This is a genomic window from Winogradskyella psychrotolerans, from assembly GCF_018860565.1.
GTDB lineage: Bacteria > Bacteroidota > Bacteroidia > Flavobacteriales > Flavobacteriaceae > Winogradskyella > Winogradskyella damuponensis.
In genome coordinates this window covers 278,972-304,019 of record NZ_JAHKPS010000009.1, presented here as the reverse complement: position 1 = coordinate 304,019, position 25,048 = coordinate 278,972, and the positions used below count along the sequence as shown (strand labels likewise).

The 25,048-nt window shown below is 31.7% G+C and carries 26 protein-coding genes; 15 read left to right on the top strand and 11 right to left on the bottom strand.

What is annotated here, in order from left to right; genetic code table 11:
* Positions 1-246: 246 nt before the first annotated feature.
* The 4 genes from KO504_RS03875 to KO504_RS03860 are packed head-to-tail and all read left to right on the top strand — an operon-like array spanning position 247 to position 5,417.
* Complete coding sequence (locus tag KO504_RS03875) at positions 247-2,193, top strand: peptidylprolyl isomerase (protein ID WP_215925011.1); 1,947 nt, start codon at positions 247-249, stop codon at positions 2,191-2,193.
* Positions 2,194-2,203: 10 nt separating this feature from the next.
* Entirely contained in the window at positions 2,204-3,055 is an 852-nt protein-coding gene (locus tag KO504_RS03870) for a peptidyl-prolyl cis-trans isomerase (protein ID WP_215925010.1), read from the top strand.
* Positions 3,003-4,460 carry a peptidylprolyl isomerase gene (locus KO504_RS03865; protein ID WP_215925009.1) on the top strand — a complete coding sequence of 486 codons (1,458 nt, stop codon included), beginning with the start codon at positions 3,003-3,005 and terminating at the stop codon, positions 4,458-4,460. Before KO504_RS03870 ends, KO504_RS03865 begins: the two co-directional genes overlap by 53 nt.
* Positions 4,461-4,463: 3 nt before the next feature.
* On the top strand, positions 4,464-5,417 hold the full coding sequence (locus KO504_RS03860) for an AAA family ATPase (RefSeq protein ID WP_215925008.1): 954 nt from the start codon (positions 4,464-4,466) through the stop codon (positions 5,415-5,417).
* Between the two features lie 98 nt (positions 5,418-5,515).
* Here KO504_RS03860 and KO504_RS03855 read toward each other — a convergent pair whose 3' ends face one another.
* From KO504_RS03855 to KO504_RS03820, 8 genes are all read right to left on the bottom strand, one after another.
* The gene (locus KO504_RS03855) at positions 5,516-6,097 is read right to left on the bottom strand and encodes a tRNA-(ms[2]io[6]A)-hydroxylase (RefSeq protein WP_215925007.1); all 582 of its coding nucleotides are present in this window, start codon (positions 6,095-6,097) and stop codon (positions 5,516-5,518) included.
* A 2-nt stretch (positions 6,098-6,099) separates the two neighbouring features.
* Positions 6,100-6,684: a hypothetical protein gene (locus tag KO504_RS03850; RefSeq protein ID WP_215925006.1), complete on the bottom strand. Its 585-nt coding sequence runs from the start codon at positions 6,682-6,684 to the stop codon at positions 6,100-6,102.
* A gap of 24 nt (positions 6,685-6,708) precedes the next feature.
* Positions 6,709-6,879 carry a hypothetical protein gene (locus KO504_RS03845; RefSeq protein ID WP_215925005.1) on the bottom strand — a complete coding sequence of 57 codons (171 nt, stop codon included), beginning with the start codon at positions 6,877-6,879 and terminating at the stop codon, positions 6,709-6,711.
* Between the two features lie 29 nt (positions 6,880-6,908).
* On the bottom strand, positions 6,909-8,627 hold the full coding sequence (dnaX, locus tag KO504_RS03840; RefSeq protein WP_215925004.1) for a DNA polymerase III subunit gamma/tau: 1,719 nt from the start codon (positions 8,625-8,627) through the stop codon (positions 6,909-6,911).
* Between the two features lie 218 nt (positions 8,628-8,845).
* The gene (locus KO504_RS03835) at positions 8,846-9,565 is read right to left on the bottom strand and encodes a head GIN domain-containing protein (protein ID WP_215925003.1); all 720 of its coding nucleotides are present in this window, start codon (positions 9,563-9,565) and stop codon (positions 8,846-8,848) included.
* A gap of 92 nt (positions 9,566-9,657) precedes the next feature.
* A complete protein-coding gene (locus KO504_RS03830; RefSeq protein ID WP_215925002.1) occupies positions 9,658-10,746 on the bottom strand; it encodes a hypothetical protein in 1,089 nt (362 codons plus the stop codon).
* Complete coding sequence (locus KO504_RS03825; protein ID WP_215925001.1) at positions 10,724-11,287, bottom strand: hypothetical protein; 564 nt, start codon at positions 11,285-11,287, stop codon at positions 10,724-10,726. Before KO504_RS03825 ends, KO504_RS03830 begins: the two co-directional genes overlap by 23 nt.
* A 19-nt stretch (positions 11,288-11,306) precedes the next feature.
* Positions 11,307-11,849, bottom strand: coding sequence for an RNA polymerase sigma factor (locus KO504_RS03820; protein ID WP_215925000.1), 543 nt, complete (start codon positions 11,847-11,849; stop codon positions 11,307-11,309).
* Between the two features lie 230 nt (positions 11,850-12,079).
* On the opposite strand from KO504_RS03820, the gene lon reads away from it, so the two are divergent.
* The 4 genes from lon to cmk all read left to right on the top strand — a co-directional run bounded on the left by lon (position 12,080) and on the right by cmk (position 17,083).
* Positions 12,080-14,533 carry an endopeptidase La gene (gene lon / locus KO504_RS03815; RefSeq protein ID WP_215924999.1) on the top strand — a complete coding sequence of 818 codons (2,454 nt, stop codon included), beginning with the start codon at positions 12,080-12,082 and terminating at the stop codon, positions 14,531-14,533.
* Positions 14,517-15,275 carry a LysM peptidoglycan-binding domain-containing protein gene (locus KO504_RS03810; RefSeq protein ID WP_215924998.1) on the top strand — a complete coding sequence of 253 codons (759 nt, stop codon included), beginning with the start codon at positions 14,517-14,519 and terminating at the stop codon, positions 15,273-15,275. Before lon ends, KO504_RS03810 begins: the two co-directional genes overlap by 17 nt.
* 73 nt (positions 15,276-15,348) lie before the next feature.
* Positions 15,349-16,380 carry a type IX secretion system protein PorQ gene (gene porQ / locus KO504_RS03805; RefSeq protein ID WP_215924997.1) on the top strand — a complete coding sequence of 344 codons (1,032 nt, stop codon included), beginning with the start codon at positions 15,349-15,351 and terminating at the stop codon, positions 16,378-16,380.
* A 16-nt stretch (positions 16,381-16,396) separates the two neighbouring features.
* Positions 16,397-17,083: a (d)CMP kinase gene (cmk, locus tag KO504_RS03800; protein ID WP_215924996.1), complete on the top strand. Its 687-nt coding sequence runs from the start codon at positions 16,397-16,399 to the stop codon at positions 17,081-17,083.
* Between the two features lie 8 nt (positions 17,084-17,091).
* On the opposite strand, the gene KO504_RS03795 is transcribed toward cmk, so the two are convergent.
* On the bottom strand, positions 17,092-17,505 hold the full coding sequence (locus KO504_RS03795; RefSeq protein ID WP_215924995.1) for a hypothetical protein: 414 nt from the start codon (positions 17,503-17,505) through the stop codon (positions 17,092-17,094).
* 85 nt (positions 17,506-17,590) lie between these two features.
* On the bottom strand, positions 17,591-17,968 hold the full coding sequence (locus KO504_RS03790; protein ID WP_215924994.1) for a LysM peptidoglycan-binding domain-containing protein: 378 nt from the start codon (positions 17,966-17,968) through the stop codon (positions 17,591-17,593).
* A 284-nt stretch (positions 17,969-18,252) separates the two neighbouring features.
* On the opposite strand from KO504_RS03790, the gene rpsA reads away from it, so the two are divergent.
* From rpsA to KO504_RS03765, 5 genes are all read left to right on the top strand, one after another.
* On the top strand, positions 18,253-20,082 hold the full coding sequence (gene rpsA / locus KO504_RS03785; protein ID WP_215924993.1) for a 30S ribosomal protein S1: 1,830 nt from the start codon (positions 18,253-18,255) through the stop codon (positions 20,080-20,082).
* A 183-nt stretch (positions 20,083-20,265) separates the two neighbouring features.
* Positions 20,266-20,805, top strand: a complete 540-nt coding sequence (gene pyrR / locus KO504_RS03780) for a bifunctional pyr operon transcriptional regulator/uracil phosphoribosyltransferase PyrR (RefSeq protein WP_215924992.1) — start codon at positions 20,266-20,268, stop codon at positions 20,803-20,805.
* 144 nt (positions 20,806-20,949) lie between these two features.
* Entirely contained in the window at positions 20,950-21,879 is a 930-nt protein-coding gene (locus KO504_RS03775; protein ID WP_020897911.1) for an aspartate carbamoyltransferase catalytic subunit, read from the top strand.
* A 3-nt stretch (positions 21,880-21,882) separates the two neighbouring features.
* Positions 21,883-22,215: a ribonuclease Z gene (locus KO504_RS03770; protein ID WP_215924991.1), complete on the top strand. Its 333-nt coding sequence runs from the start codon at positions 21,883-21,885 to the stop codon at positions 22,213-22,215.
* A 75-nt stretch (positions 22,216-22,290) separates the two neighbouring features.
* A complete protein-coding gene (locus KO504_RS03765) occupies positions 22,291-23,199 on the top strand; it encodes a ribonuclease Z (RefSeq protein WP_215924990.1) in 909 nt (302 codons plus the stop codon).
* On the opposite strand, the gene KO504_RS03760 is transcribed toward KO504_RS03765, so the two are convergent.
* A complete protein-coding gene (locus KO504_RS03760; RefSeq protein WP_215924989.1) occupies positions 23,186-23,617 on the bottom strand; it encodes a hypothetical protein in 432 nt (143 codons plus the stop codon). The two genes, KO504_RS03765 and KO504_RS03760, sit on opposite strands and share 14 nt — an antisense overlap.
* An 82-nt stretch (positions 23,618-23,699) precedes the next feature.
* Between KO504_RS03760 and pdxH the strand changes: the two genes are divergently transcribed.
* On the top strand, positions 23,700-24,347 hold the full coding sequence (pdxH, locus tag KO504_RS03755) for a pyridoxamine 5'-phosphate oxidase (protein WP_215924988.1): 648 nt from the start codon (positions 23,700-23,702) through the stop codon (positions 24,345-24,347).
* Between the two features lie 199 nt (positions 24,348-24,546).
* Positions 24,547-25,044, top strand: a complete 498-nt coding sequence (locus tag KO504_RS03750) for a CAP domain-containing protein (protein ID WP_215924987.1) — start codon at positions 24,547-24,549, stop codon at positions 25,042-25,044.
* Positions 25,045-25,048: the final 4 nt, after the last annotated feature.

Below are 25,048 nucleotides of genomic sequence, written 5' to 3'. Positions count from 1 at the left end.
AATAGTTTTAACTAATCGACGTTAAACAGTTTTAATTGTTAAAATCATCTTTTTAAATTATTACAATTTTAGTCTTGAAAGGTTATAAAATAATACAGCCTGTAAATCTAGTGCGATTTTTGCTATGCTACACGTAAAAACTATTAAAATAATGCCTTTTAAACTGCTTGTTAAATAAGCTATTTATGTTATTTTTGCTGAGTTTGAAAAACGAATACATTTCACAATAATATAGAAGAATAAATTATGAGTCTTAAATACAGATGTTTGTTTTTAGTGCTTTTTACACTGAATTTTACTTTTTCTCAAGATAAAGATGAGGTGCTTCTAAAAGTAGATGATGAGCCAATTATGGCTTCAGAATTTTTAAGAGTTTATAACAAAAATTTAGATTTAGTAAAAGATGAAAGCCAAAAAGATGTTGATGGCTATTTAAAATTATTTACTGAATATCAATTAAAGCTAAAAGAAGCTAAGCGTTTAAAAATTAATGAAGATGAAACCTATAAACGTGAATTTTCGAGATATAAAAAGCAATTAATAAAAAATTATATTTCAGAAAACGAAGTTACAGAAGCTTTGGTCAAAGAAGCTTATGATCGTAGTAATATAGATATTAATGCTTCTCATATTTTAGTGCGTTTAGAGGAGACGGCAAAAGACACCTTAAAAGCTTACAATGAAGTATTAGCTTTAAGAGAACGAGCTTTAAAAGAGGGCTTTGACAAAGTAAAGACAGAAATGCACAATGGTAGTACGATTTTTATTGAAGACTTAGGGTATTTTTCTGCTTTTAAGATGGTTTACGATTTTGAATCTGCCGCGTTTAATACTGCTGTAGGTGAAATTTCAATGCCTTTTAGAACCCAATTTGGCTACCATGTTGTTAAAGTTAATGATAAGCGAAAATCTAGAGGAACCATTTCTGCTGCTCATATTATGGTAAACTTAAAGTCCACTAAAGATTCGTTACATAATCCTGAGCAACGTATTAAGGAAATTTATAAGAAACTAAAACAAGGTGAACGCTTTGAGGCTTTGGCAAAGCAATTTTCTGAAGATAGAAGTTCGGCTGCTAATGGTGGCGAAATAAAACCTTTTAAAAGCGGACAGTTAAGTTCTGCAAAATTTGAAGACGTGGCTTTTGCTTTAAAAAATGATGGCGATGTTAGTGAACCTTTTAAAAGTGCTTATGGTTGGCACATTGTAAAACGTATTAAACTAAGTCCTATAGAATCATTTGAAGATGTAAAAGCATCTTTTGAAGCTAAAGTAAAAAGAGATTCGAGATCTAAATTGATTAATGAAGCTATGTTAAATAAGCTTAAGAAGCAATATGAAATAACATATAGTGCAGATGCTAAGCCTTACTTCACAAAGTTACTAAACAATGATTTTTATAATCGTTCTTGGAAATTACCAGAGAATTTTAAAACGAATGAAACCGTTTTTTCTATTAATAGTAGACCATTTACTTACCAAGAATTTGGAAATCACTTAATAAAAGCACAACGTATATACGCAGGAAAAAAAACACCTTTTGCTATTGTAATAGATAAGGAGTTCGAAAGCTTTTTTGAAAACTCAATTTTTAAATATAGAGAAGATAATTTAGAAGAAGAGAACCAAGAATTTGCAAACATCCTAAAAGAGTATAGAGATGGATTATTGTTATTTGACCTTATGGAAAAAGAAGTGTGGAATAAAGCCGCAAAAGACACTTTAGGTTTAGAAGCTTACTACAATAAAAACAAATCTAAGTATCAATGGAGTGATAGAGTAGATGTGGTTATTGCTTCTTCTGCAGAAAAATCTAGCATGAAGAAGATCCTTAAGCTGATGAAGAAAGGAAAATCTGAAGACGAAATTAAAAAAGCAGTAAACACTAAAGACAAGCAAAATGTGATTTTTACAAAAGGAACATACAAAACAGATGATCCTATTTTGCCTTCAGACTTTAAAGCTGTAAAAGGCGTTTCTAAAGTATATGAACATAATGAAGCCTTTCATGTTATAGATGTAAAAGCGGTTTTACCAGCAGGACAAAAAACATTGGAAGAAGCTAAAGGAAATGTAATTAATAATTACCAAGAGGAAATAGAAACCAATTGGATTAATGAATTATACAAGCGTTTTAAGGTAGAAATTAATCAAGACGTTCTTAAAACTGTTAAGACTAAAATCGGAAACTAATTTATATTTTTTGAAACATACACTATACATATTTCTCTTTGGTTTACTTTTTAATAGTTGTGATTTTTTTAAAAAGTCAGACGATTTAGAACCAATTGCCAGAGTTAACGAAAGTTACCTCTATAAAGAGGATCTTAAAGATGTAGTGCCAAAAGGAACCTCTAAAGAAGATAGTACTTTAATGGTCAATGCATACATTAACCGTTGGGCAAGACAATTGCTTTTAATGGATGGTGCTTTGTTAAACCTTTCTGAAGAAAAACAAAATGAGTTTTCTAAATTAGTAAAGCAATATAAAAACGATTTATATGCTAAAGCTTATTTAGAAGGTTTAGTAAAAAAAAATATAGACACTATAGTAGGGCACAAGGAAGCAGAATTATTTTATGAAGCTAATAAAGAATCATTTAAGCTAAATGACGATTTAATACAGTTTAGGTATATCAGTTTGCCATTAAACCCTATTAATTTAGATACTATAAAAAAACGTTTTAAACGCTTCGAAGCTAAGGATAAAGCGTATTTAGACTCTATCTCTGTTCAATTTAGATCTTATTCTTTGAATGACTCTATTTGGATTAAACTCAATCGTGTAGCAGAGAAAATACCAATCATAAATAGTTCAAATAAAAATCAACTGTTAAAAAAAACTAATTTCTTACAGCTCAAAGATTCATTAAACCTATATTTGATGCAAGTTAATGACGTACGTCTTCAAAACGATTATGCGCCTTTAGATTATGTAGAAACGTCGATTAACAAAATTGTTATAAACAAAAGAAAATTAGAGCTCATCAAGCAACTCGAAAATGATATTACAAAAGATGCAATTAAAAACAATAAATTTCAAACGTATAATTAAAGCAAGCCTTTTAGTTTGTTTTATGTCATTAAACTTTAGCAATGCTCAAGAAATCATTAATGATGAAGTACAACAAGTAGAGCAACCTAAAGATAGTGTTATTAATAAAACACGTATTAAAGCAGATGGTGTTGCGGCTGTTGTTGGTGATTTTATTCTTCTAGAATCTGATTTGGATAGAGAAATAGCACAATTAAAAGCTCAAGGAGCAGATTTAAAAGATATTACCAGATGTGAACTTTTTGGAAGTTTACTGGAAAGTAAATTATATGCACATCAAGCTATACAAGATAGTGTTATAGTTAATGAATTATATATTCAAAGCCGAGTAGATCAACAAATACAAGGTATTTTGGGTCAGCTAAATGGTGATATGGATAGGTTGCTTAAACTGTATAAAAAAGAATCAGAACAAGCCTTAAGAGATGAAATGTTTGAGATTAATAAAAACGGTTATCTCGCTCAAGAAATGCAAGCTAAGGTTACAGGAGATATAGAAGTAACACCAGAAGAAGTTAGAACCTTTTTTAATAATATACCAAAAGACGAACGACCAGTCTTTGGTACTGAATTAAAGCTGGCTGAAATTGTAATTATTCCAAAAGTAACAGAAGAAGCAAAACAAGCTGTTATTGATAAGCTAAAAGGATTTAAAACAGATGTAGAAGAAAACGGTTCTAGTTTTACAACTAAAGTGTTGTTTTATACAGAAGATTCTGGGTCTAAAGCTACGGGAGGAAAATATACATTGAATAGAAAACAGCCAAGAATGGTAAAAGAGTTTAGAGATGTTGCTTTTTCAATGCAAGAAGGAGAAATTTCAGAACCTTTTGAAACCGATTTTGGATACCATATTATATACTTAGAAAAAATCAGAGGTCAAGAGTATGATGTAAGACATATTTTATTACGTCCAGAATTAACTCAAGATGCTATAAAAGAAGCTAAGGATAAAATTGAAGAGATTAGAGAGAAAATTGTAAATGGTACATTAACTTTTGCTGAAGCGGCAAGAGAATTTAGTGATCAAAAAGAAACGAAATACGAAGGTGGTCAGTTGACAAATCCTACAACACAGGATTTTAATTTTGAGTTAACCCGAATGGATCCTGAATTGTATTCTCAAATTCAAGATTTAAAAGATGGTGAAATCAGTGAGGTTTTACAAGATGAAGATCGTATCAACAGATTAAAGTTTAAAATTTTAACCGTTACAGATCGTATAGACGACCATGAAGCTGATTTTGCAAAGGATTATTTAAAAATTAAAAATCTTGCTTTACAAGACAAACAAATTAAAGCTGTTGCAAAATGGCAAAAGGAAACCATTTTAAATACTTACATTAAGATTAATGGAGAGTATAGAGATTGTGATTTTCAAAGTAATTGGTTAAAAAAAGAATAGAGTATGTCTGATGTTGCTATAATTGAAAAATTTGTAAAAAAATATGCAGCGCTAAAACAAGAAGTTGCTAAAGTCATCATTGGTCAAGATGAGGTTGTTAGTCAAGTGTTAATTTCCATATTTTCTGGTGGTCACTCGCTTTTAGTAGGTGTTCCTGGTTTGGCAAAAACCTTAATGGTTAACACTATTGCACAAGCTTTAGGTTTAGATTTTAAGCGTATTCAGTTTACTCCAGATTTAATGCCTAGTGATATTTTAGGTAGTGAAATTTTGGATGAGAATCGTCAGTTTAAATTTATAAAAGGACCAATATTCTCTAATATTATTTTAGCAGATGAGATTAACAGAACTCCGCCAAAAACGCAAGCAGCCTTATTAGAAGCGATGCAGGAACGTTCGGTTACAGTAGCTGGTTATCAATATAAGTTAAGTTTACCATATTTTGTTTTAGCGACACAAAACCCAATTGAGCAAGAAGGAACATATCCTTTACCAGAAGCACAATTAGACCGTTTTATGTTTTCTATTAATTTACAATACCCATCGTTTCAAGAAGAGGTTGATGTGGTTAAAGCAACAACTACAGATATTAAATCTTCGGTAAATGCGTTATATACAGCACAAGAAATTATCGATTTTCAGAATGTAATTCGTCGTATACCTGTTGCAGATAATGTTATTGAATATGCAGTATCTTTAGTGGGTAAAACACGACCAAAAGAAGATACAGCTGCAGATATTGTAAAAGAGTTTGTAGATTGGGGAGCAGGACCAAGGGCTTCTCAGAATTTAATTTTAGCAGCTAAAACTCATGCTGCTACAAAAGGAAAATTCTCACCAGATATTGAAGATGTTCAAGCTGTTGCTACAGGAATTTTAAGACACAGAATTATTAAAAACTATAAAGCAGAAGCTGAAGGCATTACTGATGAGAAGATAATTGAGAGTTTGTTTTAAGAATTCTGAATTTATTTTAAATATAAAAAACGACTATCAATTTTGATGGTCGTTTTTTTGTTTTAAATCTGTTAAGTTGGTTGTCTATAAGTTTTAACTTAACCGTGTATTGTTTCCTTATTGCCTAAGTTTTTCATAATCTCAGCTTCATAATCGAGTAATGCGTCCCATTTGTCGTCAACGTCCTTTCTATCTCCATATTTTCTTGCAAAGTTTAAAAACATGGTGTAATGACCAGCTTCACTAATCATTAGTTTGCGGTAAAATTTCGCCAATTTTTTGTCTTCTAGCGCTTCAGACAATAACCTAAAGCGTTCGCAACTACGTGCTTCAATTAATGCGGCATATAAAAGTCTATGAACTAGTTGTGTTGTTCTACTTCCTCCTTTAGGAAAGAATTTTATAAGGGCTAGTACATAATCGTCTTTACGATCTCTACCTAAGGTCCAACCATTTTCTATGATTTTATCGTGTACCATTTTAAAATGGCTCATTTCTTCCTCTACTAAAACTATCATTTCCTGTACGAGTTCCGTGTATTCTGGAAAACCTACAATTAGTGAAATAGCTGTACTTGCTGCTTTTTGTTCGCAATAGGCGTGGTCAGTTAATATATCTTCAATATTTTTTTCAACGATATTAACCCATCTTGGATCGGTTGGTAATTTTAGTCCTAACATAATTAATTTTGTGTTACATGAACCATATTTATGGTACCATTATCATTAACAAATAAAGTGTGTAGCGCAGAGCGATTGGTTTCTGGTATAGCAAACATTACATCTATAAGTACTGTGTTTTTTAATGAAGGCTCGTCATCTACTTGTATAGATTGTAAGATGGCTAATTTGTCGAAGTCATGAAACGGAGAATCGGGTGAATAATTATTGTGATAACCAAAGAGCTGGTTTGCTTTATGTTTATCAAAGCTTTCTTCATAAATTAATTCGCCTTCTTTTTCCACACGAATATCGAATTTAAAGTTTCGGTAATGTGTCTGGTAATTGATGGTATCTTTTATTTTAGAGAATAATACGTCACTAGACATGTCAGAATATATTTTTATTTTCACTCTAAAACCATTACTCATTACGGTGTCTACTTCACGTTCTGTATAGTTTTCAGGGATGTAAACATTAGATTCAAAATTGACTGTTTTTTTGAATTCTTCAATACTTTCTGATAAGGCTTGACTCTGCGTCTTTCTACCTTCACAACTTGTAAAAGCTATAAGCGTTATAATAAAAAGTCCTAATAAATGTTTCATCTGTTTGAATGTTAATCCGCCTTGTTAGTCATTCTTTTTTCGTTCTCTAATAGTCAATAGCATAGAAATAATAATTAAAACACTCGATAGTGTTGACATCCAAAATCCACGATCAAAATCCTCAGTGTATATAAAATTGGCAATCATTAGAATGGCACTTGCAATAATAACAATTAAAGGTAAGTTTTTTTTCATGCATTCTGGGTTTTTAAATTGATTACAGCTTAAATATCTAACCCAAAAGTTTGTCGTAAAACTTCAATATTAGGATTTTTTTCTTTCAATTTTTCGTATTTTTCTAAAGGTGTAAATGCGTATTTTTTTGCTATTTCTTCGTTAACAGTAATGTCTAACTTAAGATCATAATTACGTAACCTCTTCTTTAAAAAGGCCATCAGAGGAAACTCGGCACGTTGCAATTCAATTTTATTGGTATTATTAGAATAGGTGAGGTAAATGGTGGTGTCTTTTAATTTGGGTTGATCCATTTGTAAAATAGAAGCCATAATTTTTTCACCTTTCTTATCCATTTTTGCGGTGTATATTTTCCAAGCTTCATTTAACGCTTCTTGTGTAACCGGTTCTTTTGGTAAATCATCTTCATCAATTACAACATCCATTTGTCGTAATTGATGTTCTTTCTTTTCTCTTATACTCTTTAAGGATAAACCAGAGGTTGATGATTTTGGTTTGTTAATAGATATTTTTGGGATCTTAATAACGGGCTCGTTTACAGTTTCCTTAGGTTTTGCTTGTGAACCTACAGTTGTTTTACGCTCAGGAGTTTTAACTTCTGTTTTAGGTTTTGTAACAGGAATGGGTGTGATGCCTCTTGCTTTAAAATACGAAGGCGGAATTATGAAGTGCCTAAGATTTTTTTTTTCTCCATCAAAAGTGATAGAGGCAAGTTGCATAAGTGTTAACTCAACTAGTAAGCGTTGATTTTTACTGGTTTTGTATTTGAGGTCACAGTCATTAGCTAACCGAATCCCTTCCATAAGAAAACTATGTGATGTTTTCTGTGATTGTTCTTGGTATTTTAGACTAGTCTCTTCACCAACTTCTAATAAAGGAATGGTTGCAGGATTTTTACAAACCATAAGGTCTCTAAAGTGTGAAGCTAAACCAGCAATGTAATGGTGGCCATCAAACCCTTTTGAAAGTATGGTATTAAATTGAACTAATAAATCTGGAATCTTATTTTCTAATATTAAATCTGTACTCGTAAAATAGGTTTCGTAATCAAGAACGTTTAAATTCTCAGTAACGGCTTGTCTTGTTAGATTCTTTCCAGAAAAACTAACTACGCGATCAAAAATAGACAGTGCATCACGCATGGCTCCATCTGCTTTTTGAGCAATAATATGAAGTGCGTCATCTTCTGCTGTAATGCCTTGTTCTTTGGCAATATATTTTAAATAGTCTTTAGCATCAGAAACCGTTATACGTTTAAAATCAAAAATCTGACAACGTGAAAGTATTGTTGGAATGATTTTATGCTTTTCAGTAGTTGCTAAAATAAAGATACAATGTTTGGGTGGCTCTTCTAATGTTTTTAAAAAGGCATTAAAAGCGGCTTGAGACAACATGTGAACCTCATCAATGATATATACTTTGTATTTACCAACTTGTGGTGGAATACGTACTTGATCTGTAAGTTCTCTTATTTGGTCTACACCGTTATTTGACGCTGCATCTAATTCAAAAATATTGAAAGCAAAGTCTTCGTTTTCACTTGTGTTTTCATCACTATTAATCATTTTAGCCAATATACGAGCGCAAGTTGTTTTACCAACTCCACGAGGACCTGTAAATAATAAGGCTTGAGCTAAATGATTGTTTTCAATAGCATTAAGTAACGTATTTGTAATAGCCTGCTGGCCCACAACATCCTTAAAGGTTTGTGGTCTGTATTTACGCGCTGATACTACAAAGTGTTCCAAGGTTTATACTGAATTTGCTTTTGCTAACTAATTTTAAAAATCTAGAATACAAATTTAAAAAAAGAAGCTCAATTTAGAGTTTAAATTAAGCTTAGTTTATTTGAGTTATTAACAGTGTACTGATAAAAAAATCTTAAGACTTTATATATTTTAAAAATGTTTTAATGTCTTAAAAAAAAGCCACTTAATTTTAAGTGGCTTTTTTTTAGAATAAAATCTTAGTTGCTAACACTGCCAGAACCGGATATTTTAGTGTCTTTTTTTGTTGGTTGTCCTGAGTATTTTACATCTCCAGAACCTGCTATTTTTACTTTAAGTTCTCCGTTACAAACCACATTTATATCTCCAGAACCAGATATTTTAGCATCTACATTGATGCTTTTTAAATGTTCACCATCAAAGTCGCCTGAACCTGCTACAACAGTGATTAGGTTTTTAGTAGAGCCTTTAAGTTCTATGTCTCCAGAACCAGCAATTCTACTATCTATATGTTGCGCTTCAATATTTAAATCTATATCTCCAGAGCCTGCTAAAGCCACATCAAATTCATCTGCTTTTATAGTACCTGAATTTTCAACATCACCAGAACCGGCAAGCGACACAGAATTAATAGATTCATAAGGTATGGTGATAATAATGGTTTGGCTTGGTTTTAGGTTGTATTTTTCTTTAACCTTAACATAGAGTATATTGCCCTTTACTTCGGTTACAATGTAATCCATTAAATTAGAATCTCCTTTAATTGTGATGTTACCTTCTGTACCTTGCACTAATTTAAAATCCATTGGTCCTGCAGCTTTTAAGCCGTTATAAGAGTCCGTAGATCTTTTTACGGTTGTAATGTTGCCATCCCCTTTTATTTTTTTCCATTTTTGGGCGTTAGAAGTTGTTGCGCATAATACAAATGCGAGTACTGTGATTGATTGTAATAGTTTCATGTTGTTTTAGTTTTTGATTTGATGTTTATTTTTTATTCCTACAAGTTTGCAGGGTTTTTTATAGTGATTATTCTAAAAGCAAAACTTGGTAACTAGTTTATTTTAAAGGTAACACTTCCGTATTCAGAGTCTATCTTAACATTATTTCCAGAATTTTGAGAGCCATAATAACCGTTGTATTTTTTCTCAGTATGGTCAATTTCTTTATTGGTAAAATTAAAACCATCTGATTCTCGTAAGGATGCGAATTCTAATTCGATATTAAAATCAAAATTGTAATTGGCATCGTGTCCAATGGTAATGCCTGTAAAATCTGCATCAATATCAATATTTTGTGCTTTTGACGCCATTCTGTCAATTTTTATTGAGCCATAGTTGGCATCAATTTTTACATTTTTAAAGACATTTCCTAAACGTAATGTTAGATAATCACCTTTGCCACTAAAATTATTGATATTGTCGGCTTTTAATGAGCCATAATCACAATTATATTCTACATTTTCTGCAACTTCTATAATGGATTTTGTGTAATCTGCTTTTACGATTAAGTTGTTTGTTTTTGCAACTGTAAATCCGCTATAATCGGCTGTTATTTTACCACTTTTTATGTATTCAAAATAGCAGTTACTGCTGTAGTCAAATCTGATGTCGTTATGATCTGCCATCAATTCTTTGGTGGTAATTTTCCCGTAATCGCAATTAATAGTTGCAACACCATTAAGTCTATCTAAGTTAATAGAACCGTAATCTTGATCAAGGTTTACATTATTAGAAATAGGAATTTTTATTACATATTTAATTTCTAACTGAATACTTTTATTTTTTCCCCAATTCCACCAACTACTTTTAGTTTTGCTTATTTTGGTGATAGCAGAAACCAAGTCTTTAGTCGCTGAAAAATCAACAGTGATGCCATTTAATCGCTCTTGTACTTTTTCGGTATCATTACCTGTAACTTTGATAAGAATATCAAAGTCTATTCTGTTTTCGTCCCAGGTAATAACATCAATACTTCCATAGCTATTATCTACTTTTAATGTGGCGTTAGAAGATACATTAAAGGACTTTTTTATGATTTTTTCTTTGCTAGATTTTACAATGTCTTTATTTGTATGTGCAAATACAATACTCGGAAGGAGTAGACATAAAAAGGCTATTTTAAATTGTATGTTTAGGTTCATTTGTATTTGTTTTAAGTTCTTTAATCGTTTCAATTTGTTCTAAAACGGTGTTTAAAATGTCTATTCTATTTTGAAAGTTAGAGATCATCGCATAAATAACACGTTGGTTTTTTCCGCTTTCAGTTAAATCTGTTTTTAAATTTTGATACTCTTTTTCTAAGAGTTGAATTTGCATTAAAGCATCCGAAATAATTTGTTCAGTTAAAGGTGAACGTGCGTTGTCTAGTTTCTTTAATTCGTTTTCAATAGTAATTGTGAAGAAATCTTGTGTAGCAGACATTTCTGGAGATACACTAGCTAAATCTAAATGTTCTGGCTGATTTTGTAATGTTGCAAATAAACCAAAACAAATAATTACTGATGCTGCAATGGCTAAAAAAGGTTTCCAGTTAAAACGCAATTGTTCTTTAGTTTTGGTTGAAGCCAAATCATTTGCGTTCAATTTATTTAAGAATCTATTTTCATGCCCTTGATTAGGTTCGCTTATATCAAAACGACCCTTTAGGTCATCAAATAAATCATCTATAGTATTCTTTTCCATAGTTTTTTTATTAAGCGGTTTACATTATTTTTTTACGTAAACTTTCTTTCGCTCTCGAAATCATTGTTCTACAATTGGCATAAGAAATATCCATGATGTCACAGATTTCTTCATAATCATACCCTTCAATTAAGTGTAATGATAATCCTAAACTGTAATTGGGTTTTAAGGTTTTCATTGCGCTCATTATTTGTTTAACTTTTTCATTTTTATGATGGTCTTCATCAATACCTTGATGGTCTTCAACTTTATAAAGGACATTTTCTAAAGGCACTTCATTTTGTTTAACCACTTTATTATAATAGCTAATACTGTTGTTTATAACAATACGTTTTAGCCATGCGCCAAACAAGTTGACGTCTTGTAAAGTGTTTAATTTTGTAAAAGCCGTTAAAAAAGACTCTTGCATAATGTCTTCAGCTTTAAAAGAATCTTTTACAATTCTAATTGCTGTGTTATACATAGCTTTGTTGTATCTGTTGTAAACTTCCAACTGTGCACGTTGGTTTCCAGATTGACAAAGTTGTAATAACTGTTCGATATTTTGATTGGTTGATGTCAAAAAACAATTGCTTTTACTTATAGATGGAGTTTTTTTTTTAGTGTTACAGTTTAAAATGAAAAAAGTTTTATGTCGTTATAAAGGTAATGGCATAACAATTGAAAATATAACAGTGTGAATAACTTTGAATATCTTATAACAAATTGATATTCAGTGTAAAGTTAATTATTAATACATTTAAAATAATGTTGTTCTGTTGATGTTAATGACAGAATGGCTAGAAAATATATATGAAAAAATCAAAATTTTTAAATTTAGACAATCTGTCATTTCAGGATTTCGATGAGAATTCAGAATTAATTCCATTGATGACACCAGAAGATGAAGAGTTAATAAATAACGAATCGTTACCAGAGTCGTTACCAATTCTACCATTGAGAAATACGGTTTTATTTCCAGGTGTAGTTATTCCAATTACAGCAGGACGTGATGCTTCAATTAAATTAATTAATGACGCAAACAAAGGAGGTAAAGTCGTTGGTGTAGTCTCTCAAAAGGATGAGGCGGTAGAAAATCCAACAGCAAAAGACATATACAAAACCGGAACGGTTGCACGTATTTTAAAGGTATTAAAAATGCCAGATGGTAATACCACGGTTATTATTCAAGGTAAAAAACGTTTTTCTATTAACAAAGTAATTTCTGAGAAGCCTTATTTAACGGCAACAATTTCTGATATTCCTGAAGCAAAACCAGCAAAAGCGAATGAAGAATTTAGAGCAATTATAGATTCTATTAAGGATTTATCTTTAGACATTATTAAGGAAAGTCCTAATATTCCGTCTGAGGCAAGTTTTGCAATTAAGAATATTGAAAGCGATTCGTTCTTGGTGAATTTTGTGTCGTCTAACATGAATCTTAGAGTAGAGGAAAAGCAAGAATTGTTAAAGATTAACGATTTAAAGGAGCGTGCACTTCAAACCTTGAAATTCATGAATCTTGAATATCAAAAACTAGAACTTAAAAATGATATTCAGTCTAAGGTTCAGAGTGATATGAACCAACAACAACGTGAGTATTTCTTGCACCAACAAATGAAAACCATTCAAGAAGAATTGGGTGGTGGAGTGTCTTCTGGTGAAGAAATTGAAGATATGAAAGCACGTGCTAAGAAAAAGAAATGGGACGATAAGGTAAAAGAGCATTTTGATAAAGAATTGGCAAAAATGCAACGTATGAATCCTCAGGTTGCCGAGTATTCTATTCAACGTAATTACTTAGACCTATTCTTAGATTTACCATGGAATGAGTTTAGCAAGGATAAATTTGATTTAAAACGCGCACAGAAAATTTTAGACCGTGACCATTTTGGATTAGAAGACGTAAAAAAGAGAATCATTGAGTATTTAGCCGTTTTAAAGCTTAGAAATGATATGAAGTCTCCAATATTATGTCTTTATGGACCTCCAGGTGTTGGTAAAACGTCTTTAGGGAAGTCTGTTGCCGAAGCTTTAGGAAGAGAGTATGTGCGTATTTCATTAGGTGGTTTACGCGATGAAGCAGAAATTAGAGGCCATAGAAAAACGTATATTGGTGCTATGCCAGGACGAATTATTCAGAGTTTAAAGAAAGCGCAAACGTCTAATCCTGTATTTGTATTAGATGAAATAGATAAATTATCTACAGGTCATCAAGGTGACCCATCTTCTGCTATGTTAGAAGTATTAGATCCCGAACAAAACAATGAATTTTACGATAATTTCCTAGAAATGGGGTATGATTTATCTAAAGTGATGTTTATTGCGACGGCTAATAACATGAATACAATCCAGCCAGCATTAAGAGATCGTATGGAGATTATTAATGTAACAGGCTATACTATTGAAGAAAAAGTAGAGATTGCTAAACGTCATTTACTACCAAAGCAATTAAAAGAACATGGTTTAGACGATAAAGCTTTAAAAATAGCAAAGCCACAACTCGAAAAAATAGTTGAAGGTTATACACGTGAATCTGGAGTGAGAGGTTTAGAAAAGCAAATTGCAAAAATGGTGCGTTATGCAGCAAAAAATATTGCAATGGAAGAAGCGTATAACGTTAAGGTTACAAATGAAGATGTTATTGAAATTCTAGGAAGTCCAAGGATGGAGCGCGATAAATACGAAAACAATGATGTTGCAGGTGTTGTAACAGGATTGGCGTGGACAAGCGTAGGTGGCGATATTCTCTTTATTGAATCAATTTTATCTAAAGGAAAAGGAGCGCTATCTATTACAGGAAACTTAGGTAAAGTAATGAAGGAGTCTGCTACAATTGCTATGGAATATATTAAGGCAAATGCAGATGAATTTGGTATTAATCCAGAAGTGTTTGAAAAATATAATGTTCACATTCACGTTCCAGAAGGAGCAACTCCTAAAGATGGACCAAGTGCAGGTGTTACTATGTTAACTTCTTTAGTATCTTTGTTTACACAGCGTAAAGTGAAAAAGAGTTTAGCCATGACTGGTGAGATTACATTACGAGGTAAAGTATTACCTGTTGGAGGTATCAAAGAAAAGATATTAGCAGCCAAGCGTGCGCGTATTAAAGAGATTTTACTTTGTGAAGATAATAGAAGAGATATAGAGGAAATTAAGCCAGAATATCTGAAAGGATTAACGTTTCATTACGTTACAGATATGAGCGATGTTTTAAAACTGGCGCTTACAAATCAAAAAGTTAAAAATGCGAAAAAGCTTTAAAGTTATTTTATCAGTTGTATTTATTTTAGCAGTAAATATAAGTCTAATAGCACAATCTAAAGTAGAGTATAAAGATGTGCTATTAGACGGAAAACCTGCAAAATTAAATGTTGCAACTGGTGAAATTACTCTAGTAAAAGCTAAAACAGAAAACAATGTAAAAACACCGCAAACGGATGAAACAAAAAAGCAAGACACTATTGTTAAGGCTGTGGATTCCGATTTTCATATTGTTCAATCTAATGAGACTTTATTAGATGTTTCTAAAGCATACAAGGTCTCTTTAACCGAACTGAAACGCGCTAATAATTTACAGACAACATTAATAGATAAAGGACAAAGACTTCGTGTAAAAAACTTTGACGTAGTTACAGATCCAACAGTTGAAGTTGAACATAAAACAACTTATGAAAGCAATTTAGAAAGTAACCATTCAAGCATTCATATTGTAGAATTAAATGAAACTTTATACAGTATAGCAAAACGATATAATTTAAAGGTAGAGGATTTAAAAGATCAGAATAACTTACATTCAAATTTAATTAAAGTAGGTCAAAAACTTCATGTTACTGATTTTAATACATCAAAAGAAGTTAGCGACCTGTCTGTTTGGATTGTTAAAAAAGGAGATAACTTATATCGTATTGCTTTACATAGTGGAACAGCTGTAGATGAAATTAAACGTTTAAATGGATTAACAAGCAATACCATTCAAATAGGTCAAAAATTACAGTTAAAATAGAAAACTACAACACTCAAAAAATAAAAAAATCATATCATCGTTTTAAGATAGATTTAGTTATTTTGCAAAATCTATGATTAAGAGGATTACTACCTTATTTTTAATGCTTTCTTCTCTGCCTATGCTCGCGCAATTGGGTGGTGAGGCCACTTATCAATTTTTGAATTTAGTATCCTCACCAAGACAAGCTGCTTTAGGTGGAAAAATCATTACTAACTTTGATCATGATGTTACAGAAGCACTTTACAATCCGGCTTCTATAAATTACCAAATGCACAATCAGTTAGCTGTTAATGTTTCTAGCCATTTAGGCGGAATTACATACGGAACAGCAGCTTATGCTTATACGTGGGACAGACACGTACAAACCTTTCATGCAGGTATTACATATGTTAATTATGGCACTTTTGATGGTTACGATGTTGATGGTAATTCAACAGGAACTTTTAAAGGAAATGAGGCAGCATTATCTGCAGGTTATAATTATAATATTCCGTATACAGATATCTATATTGGAGCCAATGTAAAGCTTATAACCTCTGGATTAGAACAATACAGTTCTATTGGAGGTGCGGTAGATTTAGGAGCTATGTATATTAATGAAAAACTCGATTTTCATGCCGCTTTAACGCTTAGAAATATAGGAACGCAGTTTACAACTTATGCAGGTCAAAACGAACCTTTGCCTTTTGAAATTAATTTTGGGATGTCTCAAACCCTAGAAAACGTGCCTCTACGTTGGCATTTAACCCTAGAGAATTTACAAAAATGGCCTATTGGAGTTTCTAATCCTGCACGAGCTACTACCGACTTAGATGGCAATCAAACCCAAGAAAAAGTAGGGTTTTTAAATAAAGGATTAAGACACCTTATATTGGGGGCAGAGTTGTTTCCCGAAGGAGGTTTTAATGTTAGATTAGGTTATAACTTTAGACGAGCAGAAGAATTGCGTATTGTAGATCAAAGAAATTTTTCTGGCCTCTCAGTAGGTATTGGTATTAAATTAAATAATATGCGTTTTAGTTATACGCATGCAAGATATACAAGTGCTTCAAACACTAGTTTTTTTGGACTTCAAATAGATTTAGATGGTCGAAGAAGATAAATTAAATAAATCAACAATGAAAAAGATTGTTATTGCTATAGATGGCTTTTCATCAACAGGAAAAAGTACTGTTGCTAAACAATTAGCAAAAAAACTAAATTATATTTACGTAGATACAGGAGCTATGTATAGAGCTGTAACTTACTTTGCTTTAGAGCATGAGTATATCGGAGACGATTTTTTTAAAGAAAAAGAGTTAATAAATAGGCTAGGAGATATTAGTATTACTTTTAAATTTAATAAGGCAGCTGGTTTTGCCGAAGTCTATTTAAATGGTAAAAATATTGAAGCTGATATTAGAACACTTAAAGTTTCTAAATTTGTAAGCCCTGTAGCTACTTTATCTGCTGTACGACGAAAATTGGTAGAACAACAGCAGCTCATGGGAAAAGATAAAGGTATTGTTATGGATGGACGCGATATTGGAACCGTTGTTTTTCCTGATGCCGAATTAAAAATATTTATGACCGCTTCTGCAGAAACTAGAGCCAAACGACGTTATAAAGAATTAACAGATCGTGGCCATGAATTGAGTTATGAAGATGTTTTAGAAAATGTAACCACTAGAGACCATATAGATTCTACACGAGAAGATTCTCCTTTAGTAAAAGCAGAGGATGCCATTGAAATTGATAACTCTGATTTGACCATAGAAGAGCAGCTGGAGACTATTGTTGGTTTGGCAAATGATTTAATACAGTAATAAAATAACTAATCTACCGTTCCTAATATTACCATATTCCTATTGATCGTTGTAGAGTTAATCGTAACCATATCAATAGTATTTGTTTCAAAATTACATTTAAGAATACCATAGTAAATCTCTAAATCGGCAGATGAGAATAGATTAATATATTCGTCATTTTTATAGATTGACGTTCCTGAAGGAGTTGCATATCCAAAAAGATTATTATTTGACTTATCGGTAAAAGTTTGGTTTGTTTTATCTAACTCTATGGGTTTAAGGTCGTTCGTTATATTGTTGTTGTGGTCAAACTGCATTAATGCTATTCTATTGTTATAATCATCGGTTGTGCTATTATTGAGTTCATCACTAGAAGAATCACATGATAGAGCATTTATTAATAAGATTAAACTTAAAAAAATAGCTTTAGCAGATTTCATTTGTCATTATAATTAAGGAATCTAAGATAACAAAAAAGCGATAAATATTTAGTTTATCGCTTTTTTATCTAATCTATCAGTCCTATTACAAATTAGGAATAATTAACTCCTGATCAGGATGAATTACATCTGGATTCTTAAGTAAATCAGAATTAGCAGCAAAGATTTCTTTGTATTTCATAGCATCACCATAATAATGCTTTGCAATTTTACCTAAAGTTTCACCAGAAGCAACTGTATGTCTTGCATAAACAGATTCATCTGCTACTTTTATGTCGGCCATAATGTCAGAAGGATCAACACCTCCTATTTCTTTAATTTTATCCCAAATTAAGTTTTTTTCGTATTGTGTCGCTGCAGTACCTTTTACTTGTAGTACTCCATCTTTTTCACTAACATCTCCGTTTTGGATATTTAATTTTTCGCCTAAGTCTAATACACCTTGATATTTTGCTTTAACCATTGTTTTAAGTTTTTAATTGTTAATAGTATTGTAAATATACCAAATTATGTGCCATTTTTTTGTGTTTCTAAGCATCATTATGATATACTATTATATAAGACACGAGACTTAAAATAAAGTCACATTATTAGTGTTTGGTTTTCAGAATAATATATAGTACTTTTGCACTCCTTTTTAGCGATGTTAAGAAAGTAAGGAAAGGGAACAAAACAAATTTAATAATAACTTCTGTAGATTTTCGCTAATCTTTCAAAGTATACAGAATACAAATTTTAATTCAGCACATGTCTGAAAAAGAAACAAATCAAGCTGAGGTTGAAGCAACTGAAGCAGTTCAAGCTCCAGTAATCTCTGAAGCTCAAGCAAACCCAGAAAAATTCTTAAAAGAGTTCGATTGGCACAATTACGAAGAAGGAATTGAGCAGGTTGCAGACACTAAATTAGAAGAGTTTGAAAAATTAGTATCAGAAAATTTCGTTGACACTTTAGATGACGAAGTAGTAGAAGGTACTGTAATTACAATCACAGATCGTGATGCAATTATTGACATTAACGCAAAGTCTGAAGGTGTAATTTCTCTTAATGAGTTCCGTTACAACCCTAACTTAGCTGTTGGTGACAAAGTTGAAGTATTAATTGATGTGCGTGAAGATGCAACGGGTCAATTAGTATTATCTCACAGAAAAGCGAGAGTAATCAAAGCATGGGATCGTGTAAATAATGCACACGATACTGGCGAAATCGTTAACGGTTTTGTAAAATGTAGAACTAAAGGTGGTATGATTGTAGACGTATTTGGTATAGAAGCTTTCTTACCAGGTTCTCAAATCGATGTGAAGCCTATTAGAGATTATGATCAGTATGTAAATAAAACTATGGAATTTAAAGTTGTGAAAATCAACCACGAATTCAAAAACATAGTAGTTTCTCATAAAGCTTTAATTGAAGCAGATATTGAAGAACAAAAGAAAGAAATCATTGGTCAACTAGAAAAAGGACAAGTATTAGAAGGTATTGTAAAAAATATTACTTCTTATGGTGTGTTTATCGATTTAGGTGGTGTAGATGGTTTAGTTCATATTACAGATTTATCTTGGTCTCGTATCAACCATCCAAATGAGATTGTTGAGTTAGATCAGAAATTAAATGTTGTAATCCTTGATTTTGATGAAAACAAATCAAGAATCCAATTAGGTCTTAAACAATTATCTAAGCACCCTTGGGAAGCTTTAGGTGAAAATGTAAAAGTTGGAGATAAAGTAAAAGGTAAAGTTGTTGTAATCGCTGATTACGGTGCTTTTGTTGAAGTAGAAGAAGGTGTAGAAGGATTAGTTCACGTAAGTGAAATGTCTTGGTCTACGCATTTACGTTCTGCTCAAGATTTCGTATCTGTTGGAGATGAAATTGATGCTGTTATCTTAACTTTAGATAGAGAAGACAGAAAAATGTCTCTTGGTATTAAGCAATTAACACCAGATCCATGGACTGACATCACAACTAAGTATCCTGTAGGTTCTAAACACACAGGTATTGTACGTAACTTTACAAACTTTGGTGTTTTTGTTGAATTAGAAGAAGGTATCGACGGATTAATTTATATCTCAGATTTATCTTGGACTAAGAAAATTAAGCACCCATCTGAGTTCTGTAACGTAGGTGATACTTTAGACGTAGTTGTATTAGAGTTAGATGTAGACGGACGTAAATTATCTTTAGGTCATAAACAAACTACTGAAAACCCTTGGGACAAGTACGAAACTGAGTTTGCATTAGATACTGTACATAAAGCAGCTATCACAGAGATGGTAGATAAAGGAGCAACAATTGATTTTAACGAAGATATCGTTGCCTTTGTACCAGCACGTCACTTAGAGAAAGAAGATGGTTCTAAACTTGCTAAAGGTGAAGAAGCAGAATTCAAGATCATTGAATTTAATAAAGAATTCAAACGTGTTGTAGCATCTCATACAGCAGTATTTAGAGAAGAAGAAGCTAAAATCGTTAAGCAAGCTGTTAGAAAACAGGAAGCTCAAGCGGCAGAAGCTAAGCCAACTTTAGGTGATGCAAATGATGCTTTACAAGCGCTTAAAGATAAAATGGACGGGAAGAAATAATCCCAATTCCTTTGAAAAAAGGAATCTCATTAATCTATAATTTAAAGCCTCTCGATTTTTTCGAGAGGCTTTTTTTATACCATAGTTTGCTTGTCTATACAGCACACTGCCTTTGCAAGAAAAAAGTATTGTCAACAAAATAATTTATCCTAACTTTGTAAGCCAACAACGTTTGGAAACGATATGAGTCACAAAGTACTACTTAACTCAAAAGAAGTCAATATTACCCTTCATAGATTGGCTTGTCAACTCATTGAAAATCATGATGATTTTTCTGAAACTGTATTAATTGGTCTTCAACCACGAGGAAAATTTTTAGCAGATCGTTTAGCACAGCTACTCACTGACGATTATAAGATTAAGAATATTCAATTAGGACATTTAGATATCACGTTTTTTAGAGACGATTTTAGAAGAGGAGACAAACCACTAGAAGCTAACACAACCAAAATAGATTTTATAGTCGAAGATAAAAATGTCGTCTTTATTGATGATGTTTTATATACAGGACGAAGTATCAGGTCGGCATTAACAGCAATTCAATCTTTTGGTAGACCTAAAGATATTGAGTTATTAACCTTAATCGATAGGAGGTTTAGTAGACATTTACCAATTCAACCTAATTACAGAGGACGTCAAGTGGATGCAATCGATAATCAGAAAGTTATAGTGAAATGGGTTGAAAATGAAGGAGAAGATGCTGTTTATTTGGTAGATAAGTAAGAAGATGAACTCGAACTCGAAATTGAACTTGAAGTTGAACTCGAACTTGAAGTTGAAGTTGAAGTTGAAGTTGAAGTTGAAAAATAAAAATGAAGCGCTAAAGGCCAAAAGCTAATAGCCAAAAGCTAAATAAAGCAAAACAAAATGAGCGAATTAAGTGTCAATCACTTATTAGGAATTAAATATCTTACCAAAGAAGATATAGACCTTATTTTTGAAACTGCAGATCAGTTTAAAGAGGTTATAAATAGACCCATTAAAAAGGTACCATCACTTAGAGATATTACTATTGCGAATCTGTTTTTTGAAAATTCAACACGAACAAAATTGTCTTTTGAGTTGGCCGAAAAACGATTGTCGGCAGATGTTATTAATTTTTCAGCTTCGCAATCTTCAGTTAAAAAAGGAGAAACACTTATAGATACAGTTAATAATATACTTTCAATGAAAGTAGATATGGTAGTAATGCGTCATCCCAATCCTGGAGCAGGTGTGTTTTTATCTAAACATGTTAACGCTAGTATTATTAATGCAGGAGATGGAGCACATGAGCATCCTACACAAGCCTTATTAGATTCGTATTCAATTAGAGAAAAATTAGGAAGTGTTAAAGGTAAGAATGTGGTTATCGTTGGCGATATTTTACATAGTCGTGTCGCGCTTTCAAACATTTATGCCTTACAATTACAAGGAGCCAATGTTATGGTGTGTGGTCCAAAAACCTTGCTTCCAAAATATATAAAAGATTTAGGTGTTAAAGTAGAAACCAACCTTAAAAAAGCGTTAGAGTGGTGCGATGTTGCTAATATGCTACGTGTACAGAACGAACGTATGGATATTAGTTATTTTCCTTCTACAAGAGAATATACACAACAATTTGGAGTTAATAAAGAACTATTAGACAGCTTAGATAAAGAGATTGTAATTATGCACCCTGGACCAATAAACAGAGGAGTAGAAATTACAAGTGATGTTGCAGATTCTAAACAAGCTATTATTTTAAATCAAGTAGAAAATGGAGTAGCGGTTAGGATGGCAGTGATTTATCTTTTAGCGTCTAAAATAAAACAATAAATTATGATTATAGATAGAGATGGTAGTGTTACCATAATAACACAAGAAAAAGCTTCAACTAAAACCTTGGTTAGTAATATAGAAAAAGCTTATGATAAGTATAAAAACTATCATCTTATAGTTAGATTATCAAGTTTAGACAAGGTGTCTTTAGAAGAAATTATAGAATTTTTACGTTTAAGTAATAACCACAGAGCCGATAAAAAGAGTTTTGTAGTAGTTTCTGAAAAAGTAGATTTAGATCAAATGCCAGATGAAATTGTTGTAGTACCAACAATGCAAGAAGCATATGATATTATTGAAATGGAAGATATTGAACGTGATTTAGGAATCTAAAAAACGTACAGTTGTTTAGTTGTTATCGCTTATTTTAATAATTCAACAACTTAACAACAAGCAACTTATTAATTAATGAAATTAACAATCCTAGGCTGTCACAGTGCGACGCCACGAACTAATACCAATCCAACATCTCAGGTTTTAGAAATTAAAAATCATATGTTTTTAATTGATTGTGGAGAAGGTACACAAGTAGAGTTGCGACGAAATAGGGTTAAATTTTCAAGGATTAAGCATATTTTTATTTCGCATCTTCACGGAGATCATTATTTTGGATTAATTGGATTGGTTAATACCTTTAGTCTTTTAACACGCGAAACAGAACTTCATATTTATGGGCCAGAAGGATTAAAGGAAGTCATATTACTTCAAATGAAATTATCTGGAGGTTGGACAAAGTACCCACTTGTCTTTCATGAATTAAGTTCAAAAGTCTCAGAATTAATTTTTGAAGATGATAAAGTAGAAGTTTATACGATTCCTCTAAAACATAGAATTTATACCAATGGATTTCTATTTAAAGAGAAAAAAAATGAACGTAAACTAGATATTAATTTAGTATACGAAGCTAATATTGATACAGCATATTTTAGAAAATTAAAACAAGGATATGATGTTGTTAATGAAGATGGTGTTTTAATTGCTAACGAAAAAGTAACAAAAGATCCCATTTTAGCTAAAAGCTATGCTTATTGCAGTGATACTGTTTATAATGAAGAGATGATTCCCATAATTAAAGACGCAACAGTTTTATATCACGAATCTACTTTTTTAGACAAAAACGAATCGCTCTGTATACCTACAAAACACAGTACTGCAAAACATGCTGCTACTATTGCTAAAAAAGCAAATGTAGAGACTTTAATACTGGGACATTATTCTACGCGTTACAGTGGTTATAATGAGTTTAAAGCCGAAGCAAAAACTATTTTTGATAATGTATTACTAGCTAAAGATGGTAAAACATTTAATTTTGATTAACACGAGTCTTAAATTCCTCTAAATTCATAATCCACTCTATAGCCTCTTCTATATTTTTACAGCGTTTTAAACTTTTATTAAAAAATTTTTTTTCTAAAGACGCATTGAGGTAGCTAAAGTTTGTGTAAGTGACAATAGCAGATGCAATAAAGGCATCATAGTCCTTATTAAAATCTACCCAAAGTTGTGGGTCAAAAGAATACGAGTTGTAACGGTTAGCGATATAGCCTATTTTAACACCTTTAGATATAAAGTTACTAAATCTAGAAATTAACTCACTAGCGATATTGTAATCAACATGTATACCTTCGTTAAATTCAGATAATAAAAAATGTTCTGTTACGTATATTGTGCCAAAAGAAAATACTTCTTTTCTATATTCTATTTGCGTAGAATATTTACTGTCTTCAAACTTCATTTTTGTAATTTAATCCTTAAATTTATAGGGAAAATTGCGGTGTAAAAAATAATAGAAGAAGAAAAATTAAAATAAAAACGTAATGAATGCAGACTTAGGCAATTATAGAAAATCTTACGAAAAAGGAGAATTGTTGTTAGATAACGTTCCAGAAAATCCAATTGAATTGTTTAGAGATTGGTTTGTAGAAGTTGATACACATTTTGATATTGAAGAAGCTAATGCTATGACAATTTCTACACTAGGTTTAGATGGTTATCCAAAAAGTAGAGTAGTGCTACTTAAAAAATATACGCACGAAGGTTTTATATTCTATACCAATTACAATAGTGAAAAAGGAAAAGCCATTATAGAAAACCCTAATGTTTGTTTATCCTTCTTTTGGCATTCTGCAGAACGACAAATTATTATAAAAGGTAAAGCCGAAAAAATCTCAGAAAATCTAAGTGATGGTTATTTTGAATCACGACCAAGAGGTAGTCAATTAGGTGCTATAGTTTCTAATCAAAGTGAAGTTGTTAAAGATAGAGCCGAACTTGAAAATAAGCTAAAAGCATTAGAATCTAAGTTTGAAGGTAAAGAAATTGAGCGCCCTAAAAATTGGGGCGGCTTTATAATTAAACCCGTAGAACTAGAGTTTTGGCAAGGCAGGCCTAACCGATTGCACGATAGAATTCGTTACCAACTTCAAAATGATTTTAATTGGAAAAAGGAACGTTTAGCTCCTTAGTTTAATATTTAAAATAATCGACTAACGGTTGCTTCTTGACGGTCAAATGCGTAATTTTTGATTTTTAAAGTGCATTTCGTCGATGTTTTACAATAAAAATCGACAAACGACACGTTGTTTGTCGATTTTAACATTTCATTAACAGTTTGACTCAGCTGTGTGGTTAATTTAGTAATCCCAAACCTAAATAACCTACATTATGAAAGCTTTTAAACTCCTGCCTTTATTGGCTATAATTGTAATTTTTAGCTTTACTTCTTGTTCTACAGATACAATGGAGGATAATGCTGTTAATACGATTGAAGTTCCTGTTGCTCCGCAAGCCAAATTAATAGAAATAGAAATTATGGAGCTTATTAATGCTTATAGAATTAATGAAGGATTAAACTCTTTGCAAAATCATGATACTGTAAAAGCGGTAGCTTCTACGCATACAGAATATATGATAGAAGTAGATCATGTATCTCATGATAATTTCTTTTTAAGACAACAGAGCTTACAAGCTTATGCAAGTGCTAATTTGGTTTCAGAAAATGTTGCTTATGGTTTTAATTCTGCAGAGTCTGTAGTAAATGCTTGGTTAAATAGTCCTGGACACAGAGATAATATTAAAGGTGATTATACTGATTTTGATGTTTCTGCTGAACAAGACGAAAATGGAAAATGGTATTTTACTAATATGTTTATCAAGCGATAGATTG